The 21,312-nt window shown below is 59.7% G+C and carries 18 protein-coding genes, 2 pseudogenes and 2 riboswitches; of the genes and pseudogenes, 14 read left to right on the forward strand and 6 right to left on the reverse strand.

Annotation, left to right across the window (positions count from 1 at the left end; genetic code table 11):
• The 4 genes and pseudogenes from HMPREF2605_RS03880 to HMPREF2605_RS09255 all read left to right on the forward strand — a co-directional run.
• A pseudogene (locus HMPREF2605_RS03880) lies at window positions 1-853 on the forward strand (NCS2 family permease); the annotation flags it as partial.
• 361 nt (window positions 854-1,214) lie between these two features.
• Window positions 1,215-2,663, forward strand: a complete 1,449-nt coding sequence (locus HMPREF2605_RS03885) for an NCS2 family permease (RefSeq protein ID WP_070847008.1) — start codon at window positions 1,215-1,217, stop codon at window positions 2,661-2,663.
• A 142-nt stretch (window positions 2,664-2,805) separates the two neighbouring features.
• On the forward strand, window positions 2,806-3,489 hold the full coding sequence (locus HMPREF2605_RS03890; protein ID WP_070833395.1) for a hypothetical protein: 684 nt from the start codon (window positions 2,806-2,808) through the stop codon (window positions 3,487-3,489).
• 2 nt (window positions 3,490-3,491) lie between these two features.
• Window positions 3,492-4,241, forward strand: a complete 750-nt coding sequence (locus HMPREF2605_RS09255; protein WP_083324844.1) for a hypothetical protein — start codon at window positions 3,492-3,494, stop codon at window positions 4,239-4,241.
• Between the two features lie 100 nt (window positions 4,242-4,341).
• On the opposite strand, the gene HMPREF2605_RS03900 is transcribed toward HMPREF2605_RS09255, so the two are convergent.
• Both HMPREF2605_RS03900 and HMPREF2605_RS03905 read right to left on the reverse strand, forming a co-directional pair.
• On the reverse strand, window positions 4,342-4,770 hold the full coding sequence (locus HMPREF2605_RS03900; RefSeq protein ID WP_070847012.1) for a YchJ family protein: 429 nt from the start codon (window positions 4,768-4,770) through the stop codon (window positions 4,342-4,344).
• 120 nt (window positions 4,771-4,890) lie between these two features.
• Window positions 4,891-6,318: an LLM class flavin-dependent oxidoreductase gene (locus HMPREF2605_RS03905; protein ID WP_070847014.1), complete on the reverse strand. Its 1,428-nt coding sequence runs from the start codon at window positions 6,316-6,318 to the stop codon at window positions 4,891-4,893.
• Between the two features lie 114 nt (window positions 6,319-6,432).
• Window positions 6,433-6,541, reverse strand: a riboswitch (SAM riboswitch).
• Between the two features lie 175 nt (window positions 6,542-6,716).
• A riboswitch (SAM riboswitch) is annotated at window positions 6,717-6,813 on the forward strand.
• A 4-nt stretch (window positions 6,814-6,817) separates the two neighbouring features.
• On the opposite strand from HMPREF2605_RS03905, the gene HMPREF2605_RS03910 reads away from it, so the two are divergent.
• The 4 genes from HMPREF2605_RS03910 (at window position 6,818) to HMPREF2605_RS03925 (ending at window position 12,192) form a co-directional block, all read left to right on the forward strand.
• The gene (locus HMPREF2605_RS03910) at window positions 6,818-7,654 is read left to right on the forward strand and encodes an ABC transporter ATP-binding protein (protein WP_049327389.1); all 837 of its coding nucleotides are present in this window, start codon (window positions 6,818-6,820) and stop codon (window positions 7,652-7,654) included.
• A gap of 64 nt (window positions 7,655-7,718) precedes the next feature.
• Window positions 7,719-8,783, forward strand: coding sequence for an aliphatic sulfonate ABC transporter substrate-binding protein (locus HMPREF2605_RS03915; protein ID WP_044150835.1), 1,065 nt, complete (start codon window positions 7,719-7,721; stop codon window positions 8,781-8,783).
• On the forward strand, window positions 8,783-9,625 hold the full coding sequence (locus HMPREF2605_RS03920) for an ABC transporter permease (protein WP_012904248.1): 843 nt from the start codon (window positions 8,783-8,785) through the stop codon (window positions 9,623-9,625). The genes HMPREF2605_RS03915 and HMPREF2605_RS03920 overlap by 1 nt, the downstream gene beginning before the upstream one ends.
• 443 nt (window positions 9,626-10,068) lie before the next feature.
• The gene (locus HMPREF2605_RS03925; protein WP_070847016.1) at window positions 10,069-12,192 is read left to right on the forward strand and encodes an AMP-binding protein; all 2,124 of its coding nucleotides are present in this window, start codon (window positions 10,069-10,071) and stop codon (window positions 12,190-12,192) included.
• 159 nt (window positions 12,193-12,351) lie between these two features.
• On the opposite strand, the gene HMPREF2605_RS03930 is transcribed toward HMPREF2605_RS03925, so the two are convergent.
• A complete protein-coding gene (locus HMPREF2605_RS03930; protein ID WP_070847018.1) occupies window positions 12,352-13,437 on the reverse strand; it encodes a zinc metalloprotease in 1,086 nt (361 codons plus the stop codon).
• 232 nt (window positions 13,438-13,669) lie between these two features.
• On the opposite strand from HMPREF2605_RS03930, the gene HMPREF2605_RS03935 reads away from it, so the two are divergent.
• The 3 genes from HMPREF2605_RS03935 to HMPREF2605_RS03945 all read left to right on the forward strand — a co-directional run bounded on the left by HMPREF2605_RS03935 (window position 13,670) and on the right by HMPREF2605_RS03945 (window position 16,672).
• Window positions 13,670-14,521 (forward strand): transcriptional initiation protein Tat, encoded by an 852-nt coding sequence (locus tag HMPREF2605_RS03935; protein ID WP_070847020.1) that lies wholly within the window; start codon window positions 13,670-13,672, stop codon window positions 14,519-14,521.
• Between the two features lie 398 nt (window positions 14,522-14,919).
• A complete protein-coding gene (locus HMPREF2605_RS03940) occupies window positions 14,920-15,612 on the forward strand; it encodes an SDR family oxidoreductase (RefSeq protein ID WP_044151027.1) in 693 nt (230 codons plus the stop codon).
• A gap of 451 nt (window positions 15,613-16,063) precedes the next feature.
• Window positions 16,064-16,672, forward strand: coding sequence for a DUF1269 domain-containing protein (locus HMPREF2605_RS03945; protein WP_044150839.1), 609 nt, complete (start codon window positions 16,064-16,066; stop codon window positions 16,670-16,672).
• Window positions 16,673-16,847: 175 nt separating this feature from the next.
• Here the strand turns inward: HMPREF2605_RS03945 and HMPREF2605_RS03950 are convergent.
• Together HMPREF2605_RS03950 and HMPREF2605_RS03955 are read right to left on the reverse strand one after the other, a co-directional pair.
• Window positions 16,848-16,985, reverse strand: a pseudogene (locus HMPREF2605_RS03950) (C4-dicarboxylate ABC transporter substrate-binding protein); the annotation flags it as partial.
• Between the two features lie 155 nt (window positions 16,986-17,140).
• The gene (locus tag HMPREF2605_RS03955) at window positions 17,141-18,712 is read right to left on the reverse strand and encodes a DHA2 family efflux MFS transporter permease subunit (protein ID WP_070847022.1); all 1,572 of its coding nucleotides are present in this window, start codon (window positions 18,710-18,712) and stop codon (window positions 17,141-17,143) included.
• Between the two features lie 281 nt (window positions 18,713-18,993).
• On the opposite strand from HMPREF2605_RS03955, the gene HMPREF2605_RS03960 reads away from it, so the two are divergent.
• Window positions 18,994-19,311, forward strand: a complete 318-nt coding sequence (locus tag HMPREF2605_RS03960) for an acylphosphatase (protein ID WP_070847024.1) — start codon at window positions 18,994-18,996, stop codon at window positions 19,309-19,311.
• A 6-nt stretch (window positions 19,312-19,317) separates the two neighbouring features.
• Here the strand turns inward: HMPREF2605_RS03960 and HMPREF2605_RS03965 are convergent, their stop codons facing one another.
• Window positions 19,318-19,950, reverse strand: coding sequence for a GNAT family N-acetyltransferase (locus HMPREF2605_RS03965; protein ID WP_070847026.1), 633 nt, complete (start codon window positions 19,948-19,950; stop codon window positions 19,318-19,320).
• Between the two features lie 225 nt (window positions 19,951-20,175).
• Here HMPREF2605_RS03965 and HMPREF2605_RS03970 point away from each other — a divergent pair, with 225 nt between their 5' ends.
• Both HMPREF2605_RS03970 and HMPREF2605_RS03975 read left to right on the forward strand, forming a co-directional pair.
• Window positions 20,176-20,757, forward strand: coding sequence for a peroxiredoxin (locus tag HMPREF2605_RS03970; RefSeq protein WP_005509190.1), 582 nt, complete (start codon window positions 20,176-20,178; stop codon window positions 20,755-20,757).
• Window positions 20,758-20,760: 3 nt separating this feature from the next.
• Window positions 20,761-21,291: an alkylhydroperoxidase, AhpD family gene (locus HMPREF2605_RS03975; RefSeq protein WP_005507263.1), complete on the forward strand. Its 531-nt coding sequence runs from the start codon at window positions 20,761-20,763 to the stop codon at window positions 21,289-21,291.
• Window positions 21,292-21,312: the final 21 nt, after the last annotated feature.

A 21,312-nucleotide genomic window follows, 5' to 3' on the forward strand; every position in this document is an offset into this window, starting at 1 on the left:
CGTCTTCCTCTTCGGCCTGTTCCTCACCATTGCGCTGTTCATCCGCAACGTGAAGGGTGCAATCCTCTACGGCGTGCTCGCCTCCACTGCCCTCTCCATCATCCTGGAGAAGGTCGTGCCCTCCGGCAGCTCGCAGGCCTCCCCCACCGGCTGGTCCCTGAACGTCCCCGTCTGGGACTCCAACACCAGCAAGCTGCCCAACTTCTCCCTGTTCGGCTCCGCTGACCTGTTCGGTGCCTTCGGCACCCTCGGCGGCATGGCAGCTGTTCTGCTGATCTTCACCATCCTCATCTCCGCGTTCTTCGACGCAATGGGCACCTCCGTCGGTCTCGCAACCGAAGCAGGCACCATCAAGGACGGCCAGATCGAGAACGTCGACAAGGTCCTACTCGTGGACGCCCTCGGCTCCGTAGCCGGCGGTGGCACCTCCTCCTCCGCAAGCCAGATCTTCGTGGAGTCCGCAACCGGTATCGGCGCGGGCGCACGCACCGGCTTCGCGAACGTCGTCACCGGCGCACTGTTCCTCGTCGCGATCTTCCTGTCCCCCCTGGTCACCATCGTGCCCTTCGAAGCTGTTGCACCCGCAATGGTGTTCGTTGGCTTCCTGATGATCCGCCAGGCAGTGAACATCGACTGGAACGACTGGGGTCTGGGTATCCCCGCGTTCATGACCATCATCTTCATGCCGCTGGCATACTCCATCGCGGACGGTATCGGCGCAGGCTTCCTGTCCTACGTCTTCATCCGCCTGGTGCAGGGTCGCGGCAAGGAAGTTCACTGGCTCATGTACGTGGTTTCCGCAGTGTTCCTCATCTTCTTCGCTAACGGCCTGATTACCGGCTGGATGCACTAAATACATCAGGTGTCTCACCCTCCACACGTGGAGACGCGGGCACCATCAGGGCGGGGTATCGGCACCTTTGGGTTGCCGGTACCCCGCCCTGCGCTATTCTTCCCTCTACCCCAACTACCCAATTCTGGTTGCAGGGGTCGGGGAAACACCACATCACCGACTGAACCGCCGCACACAACGCGTTTCAACGGCACAAGCTAGGAGGCGGCGCCTACAATGGTTGAACCATCGTGGCGCCCAACCCGGGACTTACCCGCGAGCCTCGCCCGTGAAATTTACCCGCGAGCTTTAGCCGCGAAACCGGCGGCGGAAACCGGCGGCGCAACACAGTACACACCGAACAACATCAACGGATCCTCACATGTCTGAACCCCAGAAGGCGGCAGCGCCCACCAGCGCACTCGACCGCTACTTCAAGATTTCCGAACGCGGCTCCTCCATCGCCGCAGAATTCCGCGGCGGCCTCGCCGCGTTCTTCGCCATGAGCTACATCGTGGTGCTGAACCCCCTCGTCATCGGTACCGGTGCTGACGCATCCGAACGCACCCTCGGTATCGCACCCGTCGCGGCTGTGACCGCGCTGGTTGCCGGCGTGATGACCATCCTCATGGGTGTTATCGCCAAGCAGCCCTTCGCGATGGCGGCTGGCCTGGGCGTGAATGCGCTGCTCGCCTCCACCATTGCCACCACCCCGAACCTGACCTGGGCAGACATCATGGGCCTGGTCGTTCTTGCCGGTCTAATCATGACCGTTCTGGTGCTCACCGGCTTCCGTACCGCGGTGTTTGAGGCGGTCCCTGAGTCGCTCAAGACCGCGATTGTGGTCGGTATCGGCTTCTTCATTTCCTTTATCGGTCTGGTCGACTCCGGCATTATCCGCCGCATGCCTGACGCAGCTGGCACCACCGTTCCGGTGAGCCTTGGCGCGGGCGGTCACCTGCTCGGTTGGCCCACCCTCGTCTTCCTCTTCGGCCTGTTCTTCACCATCGCCCTGTTCATCCGTAACGTGAAGGGCGCGATCCTGTGGGGCGTGCTCGCCTCCACCGCGCTGTCCCTGATTCTGGAGGCGGTTGTCCCCTCCGGTTCCGTGAAGGAGTCGGCAACCGGCTGGTCGCTGAACGTGCCTTCCCTGGCGGACATGAAGTTCACCACCCCGAACTTCTCCCTCATCGGTTCCGCTGATCTGTTCGGCGCGTTTACCCACATCGGTCCGCTGGCTGCGTCGCTGCTGGTGTTCACCATTCTGCTGTCCGTGTTCTTCGACGCGATGGGCGTTTCGGTGGGTCTTGCCGCCGAGGCTGGCACCATGAAGGACGGCAAGGTTGAGGACATCGACAAGGTCCTGCTCGTGGACGCTTTCGGTTCCGTTGTCGGTGGTGGCGCGTCCGGTTCGGCGAACCAGATTTTCGTGGAGTCCGCTACCGGTATTGGTGCGGGTGCACGCACCGGTTTTGCGAACATTGTGACCGGTGTGCTGTTCCTGCTGGCGATTTTCATCTCGCCGCTGGTCACCATCGTTCCTTTCGAGGCGGTCGCCCCGGCTCTGGTCGTGGTCGGCTTCCTGATGATTCGCCAGGCCGTGAACATTGACTGGACCGACTGGGGCCTGGGCATCCCGGCGTTCCTGACCATTATCTTCATGCCGTTGTCGTACTCGATTGCGAACGGTATCGGTGCAGGCTTCGTGTCCTACACTTTCATTCGCCTGGTGCAGGGCCGCGGCAAGGATGTGCACTGGCTGATGTACCTGGTCTCCGCGGTGTTCGTAATCTACTTCGGTATGGGCATCATTAACGGCTGGACCCACTAAGTCCAACGGAGCACATATTTGCTGAGGGCAGGTTCCTGAGGCAGTTGAGAACGTAAGTTTTCAAGCTGCCGAAGGACCTGCCTTTTGTGTATCTGATTCGCTCTTACACGTTCCTTATCGCGCCTGGGTGCAAGGAAAAATCATGGCAGAATTATTCCGTTTCCGGTATGATTCTGCCATGATGTCCGTTCAAGAGTATGCTCAAGAAGCTAAGGTTTCAGAGCGAAGCGTACGCGCCCGCCTAGAACGCGGAATGCTCCAGGGGCGTAAGTTGGGAAGCCGCTGGGTTGTCGAAGCCATTCCCGCAGCACACCGCAGTAATGCTGGCCGCCCTATTTCTTTTGAAGCATTCAACGCTTTGGCGCGTTACTGCGATGGGCAGTTGTCTGTTCTATCTGCTGAGGAACGCCGCAGGGCAAAAGAACGCGCCTCAGCGATTCAGGAACAGGGTCCAGCTTCTGTTGAACGATACCGAGCCCGCCGCGGGTTGAAAGTGCATCACCTACAAGCCCCTCCCGCTGAAATTCCTGCAATTTTGGAAGACCCTGCGTTGTCGCTGACCGGCATTAGTAGCGATATTTCGCAGGTGTACGGCTCAATGGTTGATGCATATATCTCGCATCAGGATTTAGAGAACATCATTTTTCTGTACAATCTGGTTCCGGCGTCCGCAGATTCAGCGAATGTTATCTTGCGTGAATGCGATGACCCGCCCCATATTCTGCCCCTGCATGTGGCGGTAGATCTTCTAGATTTGGGGGATCCGCGAAGTTCCGCTGAGGCAGAACGCATTCTTCAAGATTCTGTTTTCAGGAAGGCCTCTTAGTTATGACCGCATCCCCTATTTTGATTCCTGCTATTGGGGCAGAGCGTTCCTCTTGGCTTGGTCTGGCTGATATCTCAGAGATTATGCCGCAAGGATGGTCCCTGGCTGGCGGAAGCATGATGCGTTTGTTGGCTTCAGAACGAAGCTACGCGGGTTCTCGCTCCACTCACGATATCGACGTTATTCTTGATATTCGTGCGTCAAGAGCGCATATTCACCAATTCCATGAGGCTCTTAACAATGCCGGATTTTCAATTGCCGGATTCAATGCATCAGGTCAAAATCACCGGTGGGTTCGAGGTGAAGCTCAGATAGATATCCTCATTCCTTCGGGACAGTCGGAGGCCGCTCGCACCTATGAGTATCCGGGGTTTGGTCGCCTGCTAGAGACTCGTGGTGCCCAGTTTGGGCTTGAACGCACCCGTAAAGCATCTGTACTCTGCGCTGACCGCCAATTTACAGTCAATGTTCCTGATGGTTTGGGCGCTCTTTACGAGAAGGTATCGGCTCTGCTCAACAATGGAGATTCCGATAAAAGTCGGCATTTCCGAGACATTATTCTTTTGTCTTCGGTTCTTAATTCTCAAGAGCGTCGAGATATCCCGACGCTTTCTGGAAAACAGATATATCGCCTTCATGACGGTATTTCGAGGTCGGTTCACGAATATACCGGCATTATTTCTGACCGTGAGCTGGAGGTAGCCTCTCGTTTAGAGAAATATCTTGAAAAGCTTCTAAAAGATAGAAGCTAACTAAAACAAGAAATGGCAGAATCGTTCCGGTTTCGGAATGATTCTGCCATTTCTTTATGTGCCCGCACCCTGCACGAGACAGGGGCGACGAGAGCTAGAGTTAGCGGACGTCACCATCCACATAGAACCAGGCGCCGTCCACCTTCTCAAAGCGCGACAGCTCATGCATACTGCCCTTCACCCGCTCCTCCGCAGGAGTGCCCGGCACCGAACGGTAGTAGGCGATAAACTCCACCGTACCGGAGGCGTCAAAGGGACCACCCGAAGCACCCAGAATATCCAGGCGATACCAGCGGATATTATCCTCCAACTCCAAGGCGGGCGGGCGAGTACTCGGATGCCAGCTCGCCAGCAAGTACGCCGCATCCCCGGTCGCAAACGCGGTAAAACGCGAGCGCATCAGCTGCTCCGGCGCGGGAGCAGTCAGCGTGCCGGAGGCGGCAAACTCGCCCAGGAACCTGCCGCAGCAGGCGCCGTACACCTCGCCGCTCGAGCAGGGGCAGCGGTCATCATGGTTAAGTTCAGTCATGCCACCCAGTATAAAGAAACGCCCGCTCCGCCGAGGATACACATCCCCAGCAGAACGGGCGTTCTTGTTTTCAATCGTTAAGTTTGAGCGAACCTACACGGCACGCTTCAGCGGCAACGCTTATTCAGCGATCGCGCGAGCCGGGGTGTCAGCAGCCGAAGGCTTACCCACGTATGCGCCGCGGTACTTAGCAGCCGGGTGGGAGTCAGCAACCTTGGTGTGGCCCTTACCGAAGATGTTCTCACGCAGGGTGTTGCCCTCGTACTCGGTGCGGTAGCGGCCGCGCTTCTGCAGCTCGGGAACAACGTACTCGATGAAGTCCTCGAAGGAGCCCGGGGAGACGTGGTATGCCAGGTTGATGCCGTCCAGGCCACCCTCATCGATCCAACGCTCCAGCTCGTCAGCAACCTGAACCGGGTCACCAACAATGACATCGCCCATGCCGCCGAGGGTGGTGTGCTCAGCGATGGCCTTGCGGGTCCACTTCTTGTCCTTCGCCTGCAGGGTGAAGGGGGTCAGGAAGGACTGAATCGACTCGGTCTGCACGTAGTTCAGGACCTCGTCCTCGTCGAACTGGGACAGGTCAACACCGGACCAGCCGCCGATGATAGCCTGTGCAGAGTCGAGGTTGATGTACTTCTTGTACTCCTCGTACTTTGCCTTTGCCTTCTCTTCGGTCTCATCCACGATGACCGAGAGCATTGCCAGGATCTTCACGTCGTCGCGGCTACGGCCCTGCTCCTCGGCAGCGGCACGGATACGGTCGGTCACGAAGCGGGTCAGGTCGGGGCGCAGGGCGCTGATGAACACAGCCTCAGCGTGCTTACCGGAGAACTGCTGGCCACGGCTGGATGCGCCAGCCTGGAAGATCACGGGGGTGCGCTGCGGGCTCGGCTCGGTCAGGGAGATGCCGGGCACGGAGAAGTACTTACCCTTGTGACCAATCGGGTGGACCTTGGAGGGGTCAGCATAGACGCCGCGCTCGCGGTCCTTGACGACTGCGCCGTCTTCCCAGGAGCCTTCCCACAGCTTGTAGCAGACGTCCAGGAACTCGTCGGCGATTTCGTAGCGCTCGTCGTGCGGGATCTGGGTGGGCAGGCCCTGGTTCTCAGCAGCCGAAGGCAGGTAAGAAGTCACCACGTTGAAGCCGACGCGGCCCTCAGTGAGGTGGTCGAGGGAGGCGTAGCGGCGAGCCAGGGTGTAGGGCTGCTCGAAAGTAGCGGCAGCAGTCACACCGAAGCCGAGGTGCTCGGTCACTGCAGCCATTGCAGAAATCTGGGTTGCGGGGTCATTCACGGGAACCTGAGCGGCACCCTCAATGGCGGGAGCGGCAGAGTTCTTGTACACGTCGTAGATGCCGACCACGTCAGCGATGAACACGGCGTCAAACAGGCCGCGCTCAAGGGTCTTAGCCAGGTCAGTCCAGTACTTGATGGTGTTGTACTCGGTTGCGCGGGAGCGCGGGTGACGCCAGAGGTCGAAGCTCTGGTGACCAATGCAGGTCATCTCGAATGCGTTAACTACGATGCGCTTCTTCTGCTCAGCCATCGATTTTCCTTTCGCGAATGATCGGGGACGATCGGGGTTGTACCCTGCACCCCGCGCGCCGCCTCCTTCTTGCCTTCTGCGTTCGGTGGTGGCCTTCGTGCAGGTGGCGCGTTCGCGCCGTACTTGCCTCTTCTCGTTGAGGCCAGATCATCATCTGGGGCACCCCGCTACGGGAGAGGGTTGCCGCCCGGCTAGCCAGAGCTTAGCGCCGGGACTCATGATCTCGTGGTTTGAGTGTACGGGGCGCGCGGGAGGGAGGTCACGTTTGTGACGAAAAAATCTTTTTGTGACGTAGAACCGAAATATTTCGTGATAAATGCGAAATATACGGTCATAGAAATTCATACGCGCCCGCCGGGTTGATTGAGGCACGCCACAGCCCATAGGGTGGGAGAAGCAAACCATCCAGAGCGACTGAGAGACCTGGCTCCACGACGTCGCAGCAACCGACACGGATTCTTCCGCCCCCGGTGCTAACGCCAGGAACGATGGAAGTGACATGACACTCAACAGTGCAGTAACTGACGTACCCACCAGTGAAAAGAACGGCCGCCGTGCCGTATCCACCGCCGCCGTCCCCTTGAGCTTTGAAGACGTCGGACAGTCTTTCCCCGTGCCCGGCGGAACCCACGAAGTTCTTCGCGGAGTCTCCTTCACCGCAGCCCCCGGCGAGATTATCTCCGTCATCGGATCCTCCGGATGCGGCAAATCCACCCTCCTGCGTGCAGCAGCAGGCCTGAACCGCATCACCGCAGGTACCGTGCGTATCGGCGAGAAGGCAGTGACCGGCCTCGACCCCCGCGTAGCTATCGGCTTTCAGGAACCGCGCCTGCTCCCCTGGCGCACCGTCGCCGACAACGTGGCACTCGGACTGCCGCAGGGCACCAAAAAATCTGAAGGCGCAGCATCCGTAGCGCGCCTGCTCGACCTGGTCGGCCTGGGCGAATACGCAACCCACCGTCCCAAGGAAATTTCAGGCGGTATGGCTCAGCGCGTGTCCCTGGCGCGAGCGCTCGCACGCAACCCCGGCGTGCTGTTGCTCGACGAGCCCTTCGGTGCTCTAGACGCGCTGACCCGCATCAACATGCAGGATTTGCTGTTGGACGTGCACCGTCAAGATCCGACCACGATTCTGCTGGTCACCCACGATGTGGAAGAGGCGCTGTACCTCTCTGACCGGGTGATTGTCCTCGGTAAGGACACCCCGGAGGCGCCCGCCACCATCCAGCGCATTGTGACCGTTGACCGCTCTCACCCGCGTGACCGCGCCGATGCAGAGATCACGGCGCTGCGCAGCGAACTGCTGGCTGAGCTCGGCGTGGAAGATAACGCCTAAAGCCGCCACGAAACGCATTTCTCACACATCACATCATCATCTTCAGAAGCGAAAAGATTTCATCATGACTTACTCCCCGTCTCGCCGTACCGCCCTCAAGTCCCTTGCCGCAGCCGCCGCTTTTGCTACTCTGCTCAGCGCCTGCGCCGGTGAAGGTTCCGGTTCCGCTAACGCCTCCGGTGCTGCCGGTGGTGGCAATCAGAACACCGTGACCATTGACTACGCGACCTACAACCCGCTGTCCCTGATTATCCGCAAGAAGGGTTGGCTTGAGACCGCCCTCGCCGCCGAGGGTAAGAAGGTTGAGTGGGTCAAGTCGGCCGGTTCGAACAAGGCGAATGAGGCGCTGCGTAGCGGCAATATTGATGTTGGCTCGACCGCCGGTTCGGCGGCGCTGCTGGCACGCGCTAATGGCTCCCCCATCAAGGTCATTAGCCTCTACTCGCAGCCGGAATGGTCGGCTCTGGTGACCCGCAAGGATTCGGGCATCACCAAGGTTGCGGACCTGAAGGGTAAGACCGTTGCCGTGACCAAGGGTACCGACCCGTACTTCCTGCTGCTGCAGGCACTCAAGCAGGAGGGTATTTCCGCTTCGGACCTGACCATTCAGAACCTGCAGCATGCCGACGGCCGCACCGCCTTGGATAACGGTCAGGTCAACGCGTGGAGCGGCCTGGACCCGATCATGGCTGCCGCCGAGGTGGAAAGCGGCGACGTGCTCTTCTACCGCAACCTGAACTTCAACACCTACGGCTTCCTGAACGCGACCGAGAAGTTCATTCAGTCCAACCCGACCGCCGCACAGACCATCGTGGACGTGTACGAGTACGCTCGCGCCTGGGCTAAGAAGAACCCCGAAGAGGCTGTGAAGATTGTCGAGGAGGAGTCCGGCATTAAGCACGAGACCGCCCAGGTCGTCATGGAACGCACCCACCTGGATATCGACCCGGTTCCGGGCGCTAAGCAGGTTGAGGTTCTCAAGGGTGTCGGCCCGATTCTGGTGGAGTCCGGCGACGTTCCCTCCCAGTCCGACGTGGACAAGGCGCTGAACAGCATTGTGGACGACCAGTTCGCGAAGAAGGCTGACAGCGCAGCCGTCGAGAAGATCGCAAAGGTGGTTGAGAAGTAATGACCGCCGCAACGGTTACCGCCGCCTCCAGCGCTCGCGCTGAGCGTGCTGAGAAGCGTGCCTCTTCCGTGAAGCTGCCGTCGAACCCGTTCGCCGGTAAGCAGTACCTGGGCCTGATTCTTCCCCTGGCACTGATTGCCCTCTGGTACATTCTGAGCACGAACGGCGTGTTCACCCAGGTTCAGCTGCCCTCCCCCGACCGTGTGGTCAGCGCCGGTGTTGAGCTGGCGCAGCGCGGCGAATTGGGCCGCCACGTGGCGATTTCTACTCAGCGTGTGCTGATTGGTTTCGGTATTGGTGCCGTGCTCGGCCTGGTGCTGGGTGCGCTGATTGGCTTGTCTGCGCCGGTGCGTCTGATTGCCGCACCGACCATTGGTGCGCTGCGTGCCGTGCCGTCCCTGGCGTGGGTTCCGCTGCTTCTGCTGTGGATCGGTATCGGTGAGAATTCCAAGGTGACCCTGGTTGCTATTGGTGCATTCTTCCCGGTGTACACCACGGTTTCTGCGGCTCTGGCGCACGTTGACCCCAAGCTTGTGGAGGCGGCACGCGCCTTCGGTCTGAAGGGTCTGCGCCTGTTCACCACGGTTCAGCTTCCCGCGGTTCTGCCGTCGGTCGTTTCGGGTCTGCGTCTGGCGCTGGCTCAGGCGTGGCTGTTCCTGGTCGCCGCTGAGCTGCTGGGTGCATCCATGGGCCTGGGTTACCTGCTGACCGACTCGCAGAACAACGGCCGCACCGACCGCCTGCTGCTGGCCATTGTGGCGCTGGCGGTGCTCGGTAAGATTACCGACGCGCTGGTGGGTGTTTTCGAGCGCTGGGTGAAGGCGAAGTACCCCAGCAACTAACGCCACCAGCAATTAGCACCACAGCTAAACGCAACACTCAGCACGCGCTGAGTTTTAGGAGAGATGTCCGCCGCGTGGCTGCTCCCCGAAGGTGAGCTAATCATCGCTACGCGCCGGAGAAAGAAGTCGGCGGGGAAACCTGTCGCCTACTGAATGATGATGATGAATCCCGCCCCGCGCCCCACAGCAGTGAGCGCGGGGCGGGGTCTTTAAATATTTCGGAATATTACGAACCGATACACAGCATGCCGAATATGACGGTCCCCTTTGCGTCCTGGCCCGGAGCGCGCTTTACTAAGAAGGCAAACCATCCAGAGCGACCGAGAGACCTGGCTCCGTGACGTCGCAGCAACCCCCTCGCCAACGCACACACAGACCCCACGGTCACACAGACAGCGGCACGGCGAGCAAGGGTGCTAATGCCAGCAACCGATGGGAGAATAATGGGACTGCCCACCCCCTACTCGTTCACCGACCCGCTGAACCCCACCCCGAACCCCGCCCTCGAATCTGACGAGGCACGCGTCGCGTTCTGGGAGAAGCAGGCGCAGCGCCTCACCTGGGCTGAGCCCTGGCACACCGCGCACCGCTTCGAGAAGCCGAAGTCCCTCGGCTTCGATGAGGAAGGCATCGAACAGTTCAGCATCCCCGAAATTAAGTGGTTCGAGGGCGGTAAGCTCAACGTCGCCTACAACTGCGTGGACCGCCACGTGGAGGCGGGCCGCGGCGACAAGGTCGCCCTCTACTTTGAAGGTGAACCCGGCGACCGCGAAGCCATCACCTACGCCGAGCTGCAGCGCCGCATCGCGAAAGCAGCAAACGGCCTGCTGTCCCTGGGCGTGCGCAAGGGTGACCGCGTAGTCATCTACCTGCCCGTCATCCCCGAAACCATTATCTTCACCCTCGCCTGCGCGCGTATTGGCGCGATCCACTCCCTCGTCTTCGGTGGCTTCTCCGCCGAGGCGCTGAAGTTCCGTGTGGAAGACACCGGCGCGAAGGTTCTCATCACCACCGACGGTCAGAACCGCCGCGGCAAGGTCGTTCCCGTGAAGGTGAACGCCGACGAAGCATGCTCCGGTGAGAACAACATTGAGCATGTTATCGTGGTGGACCGCACCAGCGCCTCCGACCCGGTAGCGCACGCCGCTGTGCCGTGGACTGAGGGCCGCGACGTCTGGTACCACGACCTGGTTGACGACCAGCCGGACACCCACGCCTACGAACTGCATGACGCAGAGGATCCGCTGTTCATTATTTACACCTCCGGTACGACCGGTAAGCCCAAGGGTCTGGTGCACACCATGGCTGGATACCTGGTGCAGACCGCGTACACCCACGCGCTGCTCTACGATCTGCTGCCGGATTACGTGGACGAGAACGGCGTGCTGCGCCCCGACGAGCTGTCGGCGGTCAACGACCCGGAAAAGGTTGAGTCCACCGTTCACTGGTGCACCGCCGACCTGGCGTGGGTGACCGCACACACCTACGAAATTTACGGCCCGCTGGTTAACGGCGTGTCCGAAGTGATCTACGAGGGTACCCCGAACACCCCGCACTTCGGCCGCCACTTTGAGGTCATCGAACGCTACGGCGTGACCAACTACTACACCGCCCCGACCCTGATTCGTTCCCTCATGGGTGCGTTCCCGAACGGCCCGGAGCCCGGCAAGTACGACTTCTCGACCGTGCGTCTGCTCGGTTCGGTGGGTGAATCCATTAACCCGGAGGCGTGGCGTTGGCTGCGTCAGCACGTGGGCGGCGGCACCGCGGCGTTCATCGACACCTGGTGGCAGTCCGAGACCGGTTCGACCGTATGCTCCCCGCGCCCGCACGACCCGGCATTCGCGCCCGAGGGCACCTACCCGGAGGGCACCCCGCACTGCACTCCCCTGCCCGGTTGCGCTACCCGCGCCGTTCCCGGCGTGTCCACCCGCGTGGTGGATGAGCACGGCGACCCGGTCGAACCCGGCAAGCAGGGCTTCATCGTGGTCGATAAGATTGGCCCCTCGATGGCTCGTACCGTGTGGCAGAACCCGCAGCGCTTCCTGGATTCCTACTGGCGCCACTACGGCGAGCGCGGCTGGTTCCTGGCCGGCGACGGCGCGAAGGAAGACGAAGAGGGTAACGTGTACATCCTCGGCCGTATTGATGACGTGATTAACATTTCGGGTCACCGCCTGTCCACGATTGAGATTGAGTCGGCTCTGGTGACTCACCCGGCTGTGGTTGAGGCTGGTGTCTGCCCCGTGGAGGATGAGCTGACCGGTCACCAGGCGGTCGCCTACGTGACGCTCACCGATGAGGGTAAGGACCTGACTGAGGATGAGCTGAAGGCGGCGCTGACCGCGCACGTGCGTGAGCACATTGGCCCGATTGCTAAGCCGAAGGACGTTGTGGCGGTTGCCGATATCCCGAAGACCCGTTCGGGTAAGATTACTCGCCGTCTGCTCGGTGAGCTGTACCAGGGCCGTTCGCTGGGCGATGTTTCTTCGCTGCAGAATGAGGAGGCGCTGGGCCACATTGCGCAGGTGCTGGTGGATACCGGCCGCGTGAGCGAGGCTGTCTAGGCTCTGCTGCTGAGCTGAGCACTGTGCCGAGCTGCACGCTGCGCTAAGCTAAAAGCTGTATAGAGTAAAGGTGCGGATACCGAATGATGATTCGGTATCCGCACCTTTTGCTATGCCATTTTACTGAGCTGACAGGGCTCTTTGTTGGCGTTGCGCCGCTTAAATCAGGCCCAGCGAACGAGCGTGTTCAGCAGTAATACCGCTCGGTTCAATGTGCTCGGGGCCCTTGTCCTTCTCGGGGTGCTCGGTCGCCTGGAAGCGGATCATCTTCACATCGCTTGCCGCGCCCAGGTTCGTGATCATGCCGTCACCGTTGAGGTCCACGGACACCGGCTCGGTGTCAATCTTGCCGTTGCCGTTGAAGTCAATCGGCTGGTTGGCGGGCTTACCCTTGTACAGGAAGCCAGCCGCGCGGGGGCCGAAGCCGCGCGCCTCGTACAGCTTCGCCTCGTTGAGCATGCGGTACTCGGCGGTGGAGTAGCCGAAGTAGCGGCTACCGTCAGCCATGGGCACACCGGTGAGGGTGTACTGGTAGTTCATGACGCTGTAGTAGTTGGGCTTGTAGTTGATTTCGTCCCAGCCGCCGTGGCTCAGCGCGAGGTTGTGGCCGAGCTCGTGCACGAACACTGCCACGCGGATGTCGCTGCTTGCCTTGCCCCAGAAGTGCGGGCCGACGGTGACCATAAAGTTACGACCGCCAAAGTTAGCGATACCGGAGGAGTAGCTGTTGTCGTAGTAGTCGCCCCAGATCATGTAGTGGAAGGTGCCTTCGCGGGCGGGGTTGAACTTACCTTCGGTTGCCTTGATGCGATGGAGCGCCTTGAATTCGCTGTCGAGTGCCTGGTAGCTGATTTCGTTGCCGCCGCCGAGGTTATACTTGGCGCTGCGGGCGTCACCGGCGTCCAGGTGGATGTTCACGCCGTGGGTGCCGTCGGGGTTGCGCAGGGGCAGGTCGGCGTAAATCTTGGTGATGCGGTCCAGCTCGTCTTCGCTGGGCAGCAGGCCTGCCATGTAGTCCATCTCGACGAAGATGTCCTTGTGCTTGGGGTCTGCGCCCAGTGCGGGGAAGTCGACATCGATTTTGCCGTCGCCGTCGGCGTCATAGCCCTTCATTTCCCAGGTATTGGGGATGCCGTCGCCGTCAATGTCGGGGCTGTAGGCGTTTGCTGCGGGGGCTGCGATAGTGCCCAGGCAGAGCACTGCGAGGGAGGCAAGCGTGACGCGTGCGCTCTTCAGAAATGCCATGTTGTGTTCCTTAGTGTGTGGTGACCGGTGGTGTTTCGGTGGAGCTTGCCGGGAGGACGTTCTCCACGGTTTCCATGATGCTCCCGTTTCACGCGCTAGGTGAGCTGGGTGCCGTAATGTTCATACATTGAGGTAATAGTTGAGATAATTTTGAAGATGAGCTGAATTACATTAGAGTATCAGTAATTCAAATCACACGCATCACCACATTCTTAATGACAAGAGAGATCCCATGACTTCTTCCCCTAATACCGCGCGCAACCTGAACCGCCGCTCCCTCGTCAAGGGTGCCGTCTGGAGCGCCCCCGTTATCGCAACCGCCGCAGCGGTACCCGCCTACGCGGCGTCCACCGATGCGCAGGAAACCCCGACCCTGAAGTTCGGTGTCTTCACTCAGGCGTTCAACTCGAACCCCGCCAACGACTTTGATACCCGCTACGGCCTGGACTCCTACACCGTGCAGGTACCCAACATCACCGCAACCTCCACCACCCCGCAGAGCCGCGGCGGCGGCACCTTCACCCCCGGCGGTAGCGTCGGCGCCGGCCTGTACGGTGGTGCGGGCCTGTGGATTTCCGCACCCATCAACTCCAAGGGCGAGTTCCAGGGCAGCTCCTGGCTGTACCCTCAGGCGCACCTGCAGGTGACCTTCGAGTTCACTTTCCCCACCGCCGCGGATGTCACCGACCCGCTGCTGTGGGACACCGAGAACGACGTTGAGATCCCGGCACTCGCCAAGAGTGCGGGCGGCGCAAAGACCAACAACCCCGCCGTGGCGGCGTTCAACGGCATCGCATACACTGCGAAGTTCTACGAGCCGACCATCGAGGACAACGTCTGGACCGGCGTACTGGACATCCGCACCTCCGACTACCTGGAAGCCACCGCGAAGGACGGCGTGAGCTACGCACAGGTGCTGGCTTCGCTGGTTCCGGTGTACTTTACCAAGGTGACCTCCAGCTACACCCTGACCACCACCGCTCAGATCACCAGCGGTAGCGTCGCAATGCAGCTGACCGAGGGTGGCGAGTACACCTTCAAGGATCTGGCTGGTTTGCGCGCTTCGGCAACCATCACCCGCTAAAGTACCGAGCATAAACAAGGGGGCCCGGCATCCATAACGGATGCCGGGCCCCTCGCCGTGTTTAAGGCTTGGACTATCGGGCACCGCCGGTAGCTGCTAGAGGCTAGTCCTTCGCGGGAACCAGACCCTCAGCTGGTAGCAATAGTTCATGACGCTCAGGTAGTTCGGCTTGTCGTTCACGTCATCGGTGCCGCCGGGCAATAAAAACCTAGCACTTCATCATAACGCCGTCTTGAGCCCCGCACGAGAATTCTCATCATGCGGTGCTGTTTGAGCGCATCAGCACAGGGAATGCGGGTATCTGTCGTTCTCGGGAAGCATAAGAAAAACCATAGACGTTGCGGCACAGCAAGCCTATTCTGGATATACAAGTATTTTTCAACATACAGGAGGATACGATGGCTAACGTTACGATCATTGGCGGGCACGGCAAGGTTGCTCTTCTGGCCGAGCCGCTGCTGGTGGAGCGCGGGCATGCGGTCAATGCGCTTATTCGCAGGCCGGAGCAGTCAGAGGATATTGTCACGCGCGGGGCGAACCCTGTGGTCGCTGACATTACCGCGTTGAGCACCGAGGAGATGGCGAAGCTCTTCAAGGATTTACATACAGAAGTGCTGGTGTGGTCCGCGGGTGCGGGCGGTGTAGGTGGCCCCGAACGCACCTATGCGATTGACCGTGACGCTGCGATCCGGTCGATGGATGCGGCGCGGCTGGCCGGTATTAAACGGTACGTGATGGTATCGTACCTGGGCGCGGGTTCCGGGCACGGCATCGACCCTGATGACAGTTTTTACGCCTACGCCGAGTCGAAGACGATCGCCGATGAGCACCTGCGCGGCTCGGGGCTGGATTACACGATTCTGGGGCCGGGGACGCTCACCCTTGAGGAGGCAGGCGGCATTACTCTGGGGATTGAGCCCGCCCACACGCCCGGCGCCGAATCTAATACTCCGCGGGCCACCGTTGCCCAGGTGCTGGCGGCGGTTCTTGAGGACCCGTCCACGGTTGGGAAGGCGCTCCCGTTTATTGGCGGGCCCACCCCGATAGCTCAGGCTCTCGCATCGGCGCCTAACAGCAATAAGCTGCGCTAGGGTTTGCCGGATGCACCCGCCCCGGCTGAGTGCGGACGCGTCCCGAGCCTCTTCACGGGTTTGGGGCGTGTTTTTCTCTCACGCAAGGTTGGTGCCGCATCGCTCAGTATCCTAAAGTACCATGTATTTTTAGAGCAACTGCAAGAGGTTCCCGTGGGATTCTTCGATCTCTTCGCCGACAAAACCCCGGACGAGCCCGCCGAGGCGTAGCTTACCAGGACATTTCTGGTCTGACTGCTTCGGCGACCATTACCCGCTAAGGGGCATGAGCCGCTAAGACAGCGAATTTAAAACACCAGGGGCCCGGCATCCATATTGGATGCCGGGCCCCTTTGCTTTCGGGCTCAGCCTATCGGCTGCCGCCGAGGTAAATTGTCGCAAAAAGTAGTTCCCAAAAAAAAGAGAACTGTATTACAATGTATATATAGTCTTTAGGAACGAGGTACCAACTATGGAAAACCTAGTAATTTCAGTCTTTAACACCGAAAGCGAAGCTTATCAGTCCTTTGCAGATTTGAAGGCTTTCCGCCAAACTCAGACGACCAAGGTTGCTCAAATCGCCCTGGTCAAAAATGAAAACGGTCATATCGTTGAAAAAGAACGCTATGATTTTGAAGATTCAACGACGGATGCAACCCTAAAAGGTGGCTTGCTCGGTGCAGTTATCGGGCTTTTGGGTGGTCCTATCGGCGTCTTGTTTGGTTATGGTATTGGTAGCCTCAATGGTTTGGTTGCTGGTGCTACCGTTGATACGGCAGAAGCTGGCCTGATTGACGTTGTTTCTCAAAAATTGACTAACGGTGAAACAGCCGTTGTTGCCTTGGTGCAAGAAGACAACGAAGCAGTCATCGATGCTTACTTCACCAAGTACGACACCCAAATCGTGCGTTGGGATGTAGCAACCGTCGTAGCCGAAATCGAAGCAGCTCTGCAAGTCCAAGAAGACCTCTACAACCAGGCGCGTGCACAGATGAAGGCTGAACGTAAAGCCGAACGCAAGGCTAAGCTTGAAGAATTCAAGGCGAATGTCAAAGCAAAGTTTGACAAATTGAAAGCGTAAGCACCCAAGCATCTCATAAAAAATAGGCTATCTACTTCTGGTAGATAGCCTATTTTTTTAAAAACTAGATTTTAGAAAGAGGAAGTGAGGATTTTGGCTCAAGATCTTGAACAAATCAAGGAAGACAATGGCAAAAATACCAAACTCAAGGTGGGGATTTTAGCCATCTCTCTTTCTCCAGGTGGATGTTGATGCCGGTGGTGCCGTTCGGGTTGCGGAGGGGAAGCTGGGCGAAGGATTCGGTGATGCGGTCGAGCTCATCCTCGCTGGCGAGCAGGCCCGGCATGTAATCCATCTCCACGAAGATGTCCTTCTACAGCGGGTTATTGCGCTCTCACGAGGTTTCAACACCTCAGGGCAACAATAACCCGCTTCATCATACACAGAGTGCATATAGATTTTCTCCGGTATAGCACCATATCTCAGGTTTATGCACCGAATATGACGTAAAACTGTTCTAGCAAGTCTCTATTTGGCGTTTTCTGCCCCAGCGTTATGTGCGGCGCCCTTCGCCTCGGAGGTCTTCATGGAGGCATAGAACAGGCACACGACCGCGCCCACCGCCGCGGCAACCAGGGGCAGCATCATGGAATCAGCCATTGCCGCCGCGTAGGGTTCACGCAGGACCTGCGGAAGCACGCCTCCAGCAGCGCTGCCGTGAGAGCTACCGCCCGCTGCGGCAGCCGGGCCCAATGCGGACAGGTGCGAGGTAATCGCAGAAGCCATAATCGTGGTAATCGCAGCCGACCCGAGCACCGACGCCATCTGGCGGGTCTCGTTGTACACGCCCGAACCGGCACCGGCACGCTGCGGCGGCAGGTTACGGGTCGCAGACACCGACAGCGGACCCCAAATGCAGGCGTTCGCCGCGCCCAGAATAATCATCGGGCCAACCATCAGCCACAGGTTGCCTTCCGCAACCATCGTCGGGCGGAGCAGGGCAAAACCAACAACCATCAGCGTAAAACCAATTACCGCAATCCACTTCGGGTCGTTACGGTTCAGACGCGCACCCACCACCGGCGCCAACGCGCCCGAAAACAAAGCCATCGGGGCAGTCATCAGCGCAGCCTGGGTCGGGTCCAGGCCCTCCACCTGCTGCAGGTACAGGGTCAGCGGGAACGCCATGCTGATAGCGACCACACCCATAGCGGAAATAGCCACATTCGACACAGAGAAGTTACGGTCACTGAACAGGCTCAACGGAACCAGCGGCTCACGCGGATTAATAGCCTGCCAGCCAATGAACAGCGCCAGCACCATAATGCCGGCAATAATCAGACCCCACACGCTCACCGCAATGCCGGTGCCCAGGAACGAATCGGTCATGGTGCCCCAGTCGTAGGTGGAGCCTTCCTGAATGCCGAAGACCAGCAGGAACAGGCCGACCGCCGACAGGACCACGCCCAGCCAGTCGAAGCTGTGCTTCTTCTGCTCAAACACCGGCACGTTACGCCACGCCAAGAACAGACCGACCAAACCCACCGGAATGTTCACGAAGAAAATCCAGCTCCAATTCAGGGCATCCACGAGCACGCCGCCCAGGATCGGGCCAACCAGCGAGGCGACACCCGCCGTCGCACCCCAAATACTCATCGCAACACCGCGCGCATTCGGCGGGAACATGAGCGTAATCAGAGACATGGTCTGCGGGGTCATCAGCGACGCGCCCAGGCCCTGCACCACGCGGGCGGCGATGAGCGATTCAACGTCCGCCGCCAGACCACACCACAGGGAAGCGAGCGTAAAAATGCCCATACCGATCATGTACAGGTTCTTCTGACCGAAGCGGTCACCCATACGACCAGTAATGAGCAGCGGCACAGCGTACGCCAGCAGGTAGGCGCTCGTCACCCACATACCCGCCGACAGCGACGCATCCAGATCCTGCAGCATGTGCGGCAGGGCGATGGTGACAATATTGCCGTCCACCAGAATCATGAAGAAGCCAACAACTAGGGACCAGAGAGCAGGCCAGGGCTTGTACGGTGCCTTCGCCGGGTTACCGACGAGGGGCTCTTTCTTGGGACGGGAACTCATGATCCTCCAGTGGATGAGCGTTGCGGGTAGATATCTGCGTGTTCAGCGTTGCCGCTGATAAATATCACCCCATCTTACTCCCCTCGTGGGCACGGCTCCGGTTGCTCTACCCTAATTCAGCTGTTCACGACGCGTGCGCGAGGCAACCGGGCAACAGGCGCCCTGATGCCACCCCGAAGCGTTCTGAACCCTCTAGACTGAAGCTATAAAGCTAATCCGGGCACCGCCAATGCTGGCGCGCCCCATCAGACCACCCCAATAAGACGACCCCGGGAGGACCCATGGGTTTCTTTGATTTCTTCACCGACCGCCCCCCGGCAGAACCCGCCGATATCCGCCTCGTCGCCTTCGTCAGCGGCAAAGTGCAGGGTGTGGGTTTCCGCTGGTGGTGCGCCGGAACCGCCAAGCCCATGGGCCTGACCGGCTACGCCGAAAACCTTGACGACGGGCGCGTGAAAGTCGTTGCGGAAGGTACCGCTGCCTCCTGCGCTCGCCTGGTGGATGTTCTGCGCGGTGACGACACCGCGGGCCGCGTGGATGAGGTGCTCGTCGAGTGGGAGGAGCCGGCCGGCTCGTTCCGCGGCTTCGGCATCAGGTAGCGCAGTTTAGCTAGCCCAAAGCGCCGCGAACTGCGCGCGGGTCATATCGGTGCGGCGCACCCGATGCTGCACGGGGTGACCGTTCTCGTCCGGGCGGCCGGAGTTCGGGTCAATATCGTCGTAGATGCCGGTGAAACCCGCTTTAACCGCCACTCGTTCGGAGGCCTCGTTACCCGCCAGGGCGGTCCAGCGGACGGTCTCGAGGCCCAGCCCGAGCGGGTCGAAGGCGTAGCCGAGGACGGCTCGCAGCGCCTCGGTCATGTAGCCCTTGCCGCGCGCCTTCGGGGCGGTGTAATAGCCCAGTTCGGCGCGGGTTCCGGGGCCTTCGGGGGTGCCGTCAGCCAGGCGTAATTCAATGGTTCCGGCAAACACGCCGGAGGCGTCAATCGCCCAGCGCTGGATTTGCCCGGCGGCAATCTGGCGGGCAGTGGTGAGCAGGTAGTCCTCGGCGTCGGCGCGCGTGTAGTTCAAGGGAATGCGGGTGTAGCGGAGGGTTTCTTCGTTGCGGCAGGCTTCTACGATGTCGGGGATATCCGCCTCGCGCAGGTGGCGCAGGGTGAGGCGTTCGGTAATGAGTTCAGGCTGGCTGGGCTCTGCATGTTCGCTGTGTTCTGAGAAGTTACTGTGTTCGGGGGTCATGATTCGAGCTTAAACCCTCAGGTTTGTGCGCCGGAAAAGCTTTTGTGAGCATCCCAGGATGCTCGGTGATGCAAATCATAGTTAAACACTTCTGTTTTAATGCGTCATCACTTGATTATTATGAATTATTCATAATAAAATAGTAGAGAGCCCGCCCACTGGGCACCATTTAGAACAAGCGCCGCGCAACGAATCCGCGCGGCACGAAGCAGAAAGAAGAACACTATGGCAGTTCTGACCATCGGCGACCAGTTCCCCGCATACGAGCTCACCGGCGTTGTCCCCGGTAAGCTGGCTGACATCGAAGCAACCAAGCCCGAAGACTACTTCACCACCGTCTCCTCCGAGGGTCTGGACGAAGACACCTGGCGCGTCGTCTTCTTCTGGCCGAAGGACTTCACCTTCGTTTGCCCCACCGAGATTGCTGCATTCGGCAAGCTCGCTGACGAGTTCGAGGCACGCGACACCCAGGTAATCGGTGTTTCCGTTGACAACGAGTACACCCACTACGCATGGCGCCGCTCCCACGAAGAGCTCGTGGACCTGCCCATCGTCATGGCATCCGACCTCAAGCGCGAACTGACCGCAGCACTGGGCATCCTGAACAAGGACGGCGTTGCAGACCGCGCAACCTTCATCATCGACCCCCACAACACCATCCAGTCGGTCTCCATTACCGCTGACTCCGTCGGCCGTAACACCGACGAGGTACTCCGCCAGCTGGACGCACTGCAGTCCGACGAGCTGTGCGCATGCAACTGGAAGAAGGGTGCAGCAACCATCGACGCATTCAAGGAGATGAAGTAATCCATGAGCATCGATAACCTGCGTTCGGCTCTGCCTTCCTACGCGAAGGACATGAACCTCAACCTGTCCTCCCTGCCCCGCATTAGCTCTCTCACCGAGCAGCAGCTCTGGGGCGCAATCCTCGCAACCGCAGCAGCAACCAAGGTTGACTCTGTTGTTGTTGAGATTGCTGCAGAGGCTAAGGAGCACCTGAGCGACACCGCTTACGAGGCTGCTCTGGGTGCTGCATCCATCATGGGCATGAACAACATCTTCTACCGCACCCGTGGCTTCCTGAATGGTGCATACGATGACCAGCGCGCAAACCTGCGTATGCAGATCATCGGCAAGAACGGTGGCATTGAGAAGCTGGACTTCGAGATGTTCGCTCTGGCAGTGTCCGCAGTCAACGGCTGCTCCCACTGCGTTGAGGCTCACGAGCACACCCTGCGTGAAGAGGGCGCAACCAAGGAGCAGGTCAACGACCTGATCCGTATTGCTGCAACCCTCGGTGGCGTGGCACAGGGCATTCAGCTGGCTGAGGCACTGGGCTAAACCCACTAAGCGTTAGAGCTT

The organism is Rothia sp. HMSC065C03, from assembly GCF_001837295.1.
GTDB lineage: Bacteria > Actinomycetota > Actinomycetes > Actinomycetales > Micrococcaceae > Rothia.

Bases quoted from the DNA above. Each gene is read 5' to 3' on its own strand.
- HMPREF2605_RS03905 (WP_070847014.1), bottom strand. From the start codon at position 6,318: ATGGCTGAGCAGAAGAAGCGCATCGTAGTTAACGCATTCGAGATGACC.
- HMPREF2605_RS03925 (WP_070847016.1), top strand. From the start codon at position 10,069: ATGGGACTGCCCACCCCCTACTCGTTCACCGACCCGCTGAACCCCACC.
- HMPREF2605_RS09255 (WP_083324844.1), top strand. From the start codon at position 3,492: ATGACCGCATCCCCTATTTTGATTCCTGCTATTGGGGCAGAGCGTTCC.
- HMPREF2605_RS03970 (WP_005509190.1), top strand. From the start codon at position 20,176: ATGGCAGTTCTGACCATCGGCGACCAGTTCCCCGCATACGAGCTCACC.
- HMPREF2605_RS03945 (WP_044150839.1), top strand. From the start codon at position 16,064: ATGGAAAACCTAGTAATTTCAGTCTTTAACACCGAAAGCGAAGCTTAT.
- HMPREF2605_RS03885 (WP_070847008.1), top strand. From the start codon at position 1,215: ATGTCTGAACCCCAGAAGGCGGCAGCGCCCACCAGCGCACTCGACCGC.
- HMPREF2605_RS03940 (WP_044151027.1), top strand. From the start codon at position 14,920: ATGGCTAACGTTACGATCATTGGCGGGCACGGCAAGGTTGCTCTTCTG.
- HMPREF2605_RS03900 (WP_070847012.1), bottom strand. From the start codon at position 4,770: ATGACTGAACTTAACCATGATGACCGCTGCCCCTGCTCGAGCGGCGAG.
- HMPREF2605_RS03915 (WP_044150835.1), top strand. From the start codon at position 7,719: ATGACTTACTCCCCGTCTCGCCGTACCGCCCTCAAGTCCCTTGCCGCA.
- HMPREF2605_RS03975 (WP_005507263.1), top strand. From the start codon at position 20,761: ATGAGCATCGATAACCTGCGTTCGGCTCTGCCTTCCTACGCGAAGGAC.
- HMPREF2605_RS03930 (WP_070847018.1), bottom strand. From the start codon at position 13,437: ATGGCATTTCTGAAGAGCGCACGCGTCACGCTTGCCTCCCTCGCAGTG.
- HMPREF2605_RS03910 (WP_049327389.1), top strand. From the start codon at position 6,818: ATGACACTCAACAGTGCAGTAACTGACGTACCCACCAGTGAAAAGAAC.
- HMPREF2605_RS03965 (WP_070847026.1), bottom strand. From the start codon at position 19,950: ATGACCCCCGAACACAGTAACTTCTCAGAACACAGCGAACATGCAGAG.
- HMPREF2605_RS03960 (WP_070847024.1), top strand. From the start codon at position 18,994: ATGGGTTTCTTTGATTTCTTCACCGACCGCCCCCCGGCAGAACCCGCC.
- HMPREF2605_RS03890 (WP_070833395.1), top strand. From the start codon at position 2,806: ATGGCAGAATTATTCCGTTTCCGGTATGATTCTGCCATGATGTCCGTT.
- HMPREF2605_RS03955 (WP_070847022.1), bottom strand. From the start codon at position 18,712: ATGAGTTCCCGTCCCAAGAAAGAGCCCCTCGTCGGTAACCCGGCGAAG.
- HMPREF2605_RS03920 (WP_012904248.1), top strand. From the start codon at position 8,783: ATGACCGCCGCAACGGTTACCGCCGCCTCCAGCGCTCGCGCTGAGCGT.
- HMPREF2605_RS03935 (WP_070847020.1), top strand. From the start codon at position 13,670: ATGACTTCTTCCCCTAATACCGCGCGCAACCTGAACCGCCGCTCCCTC.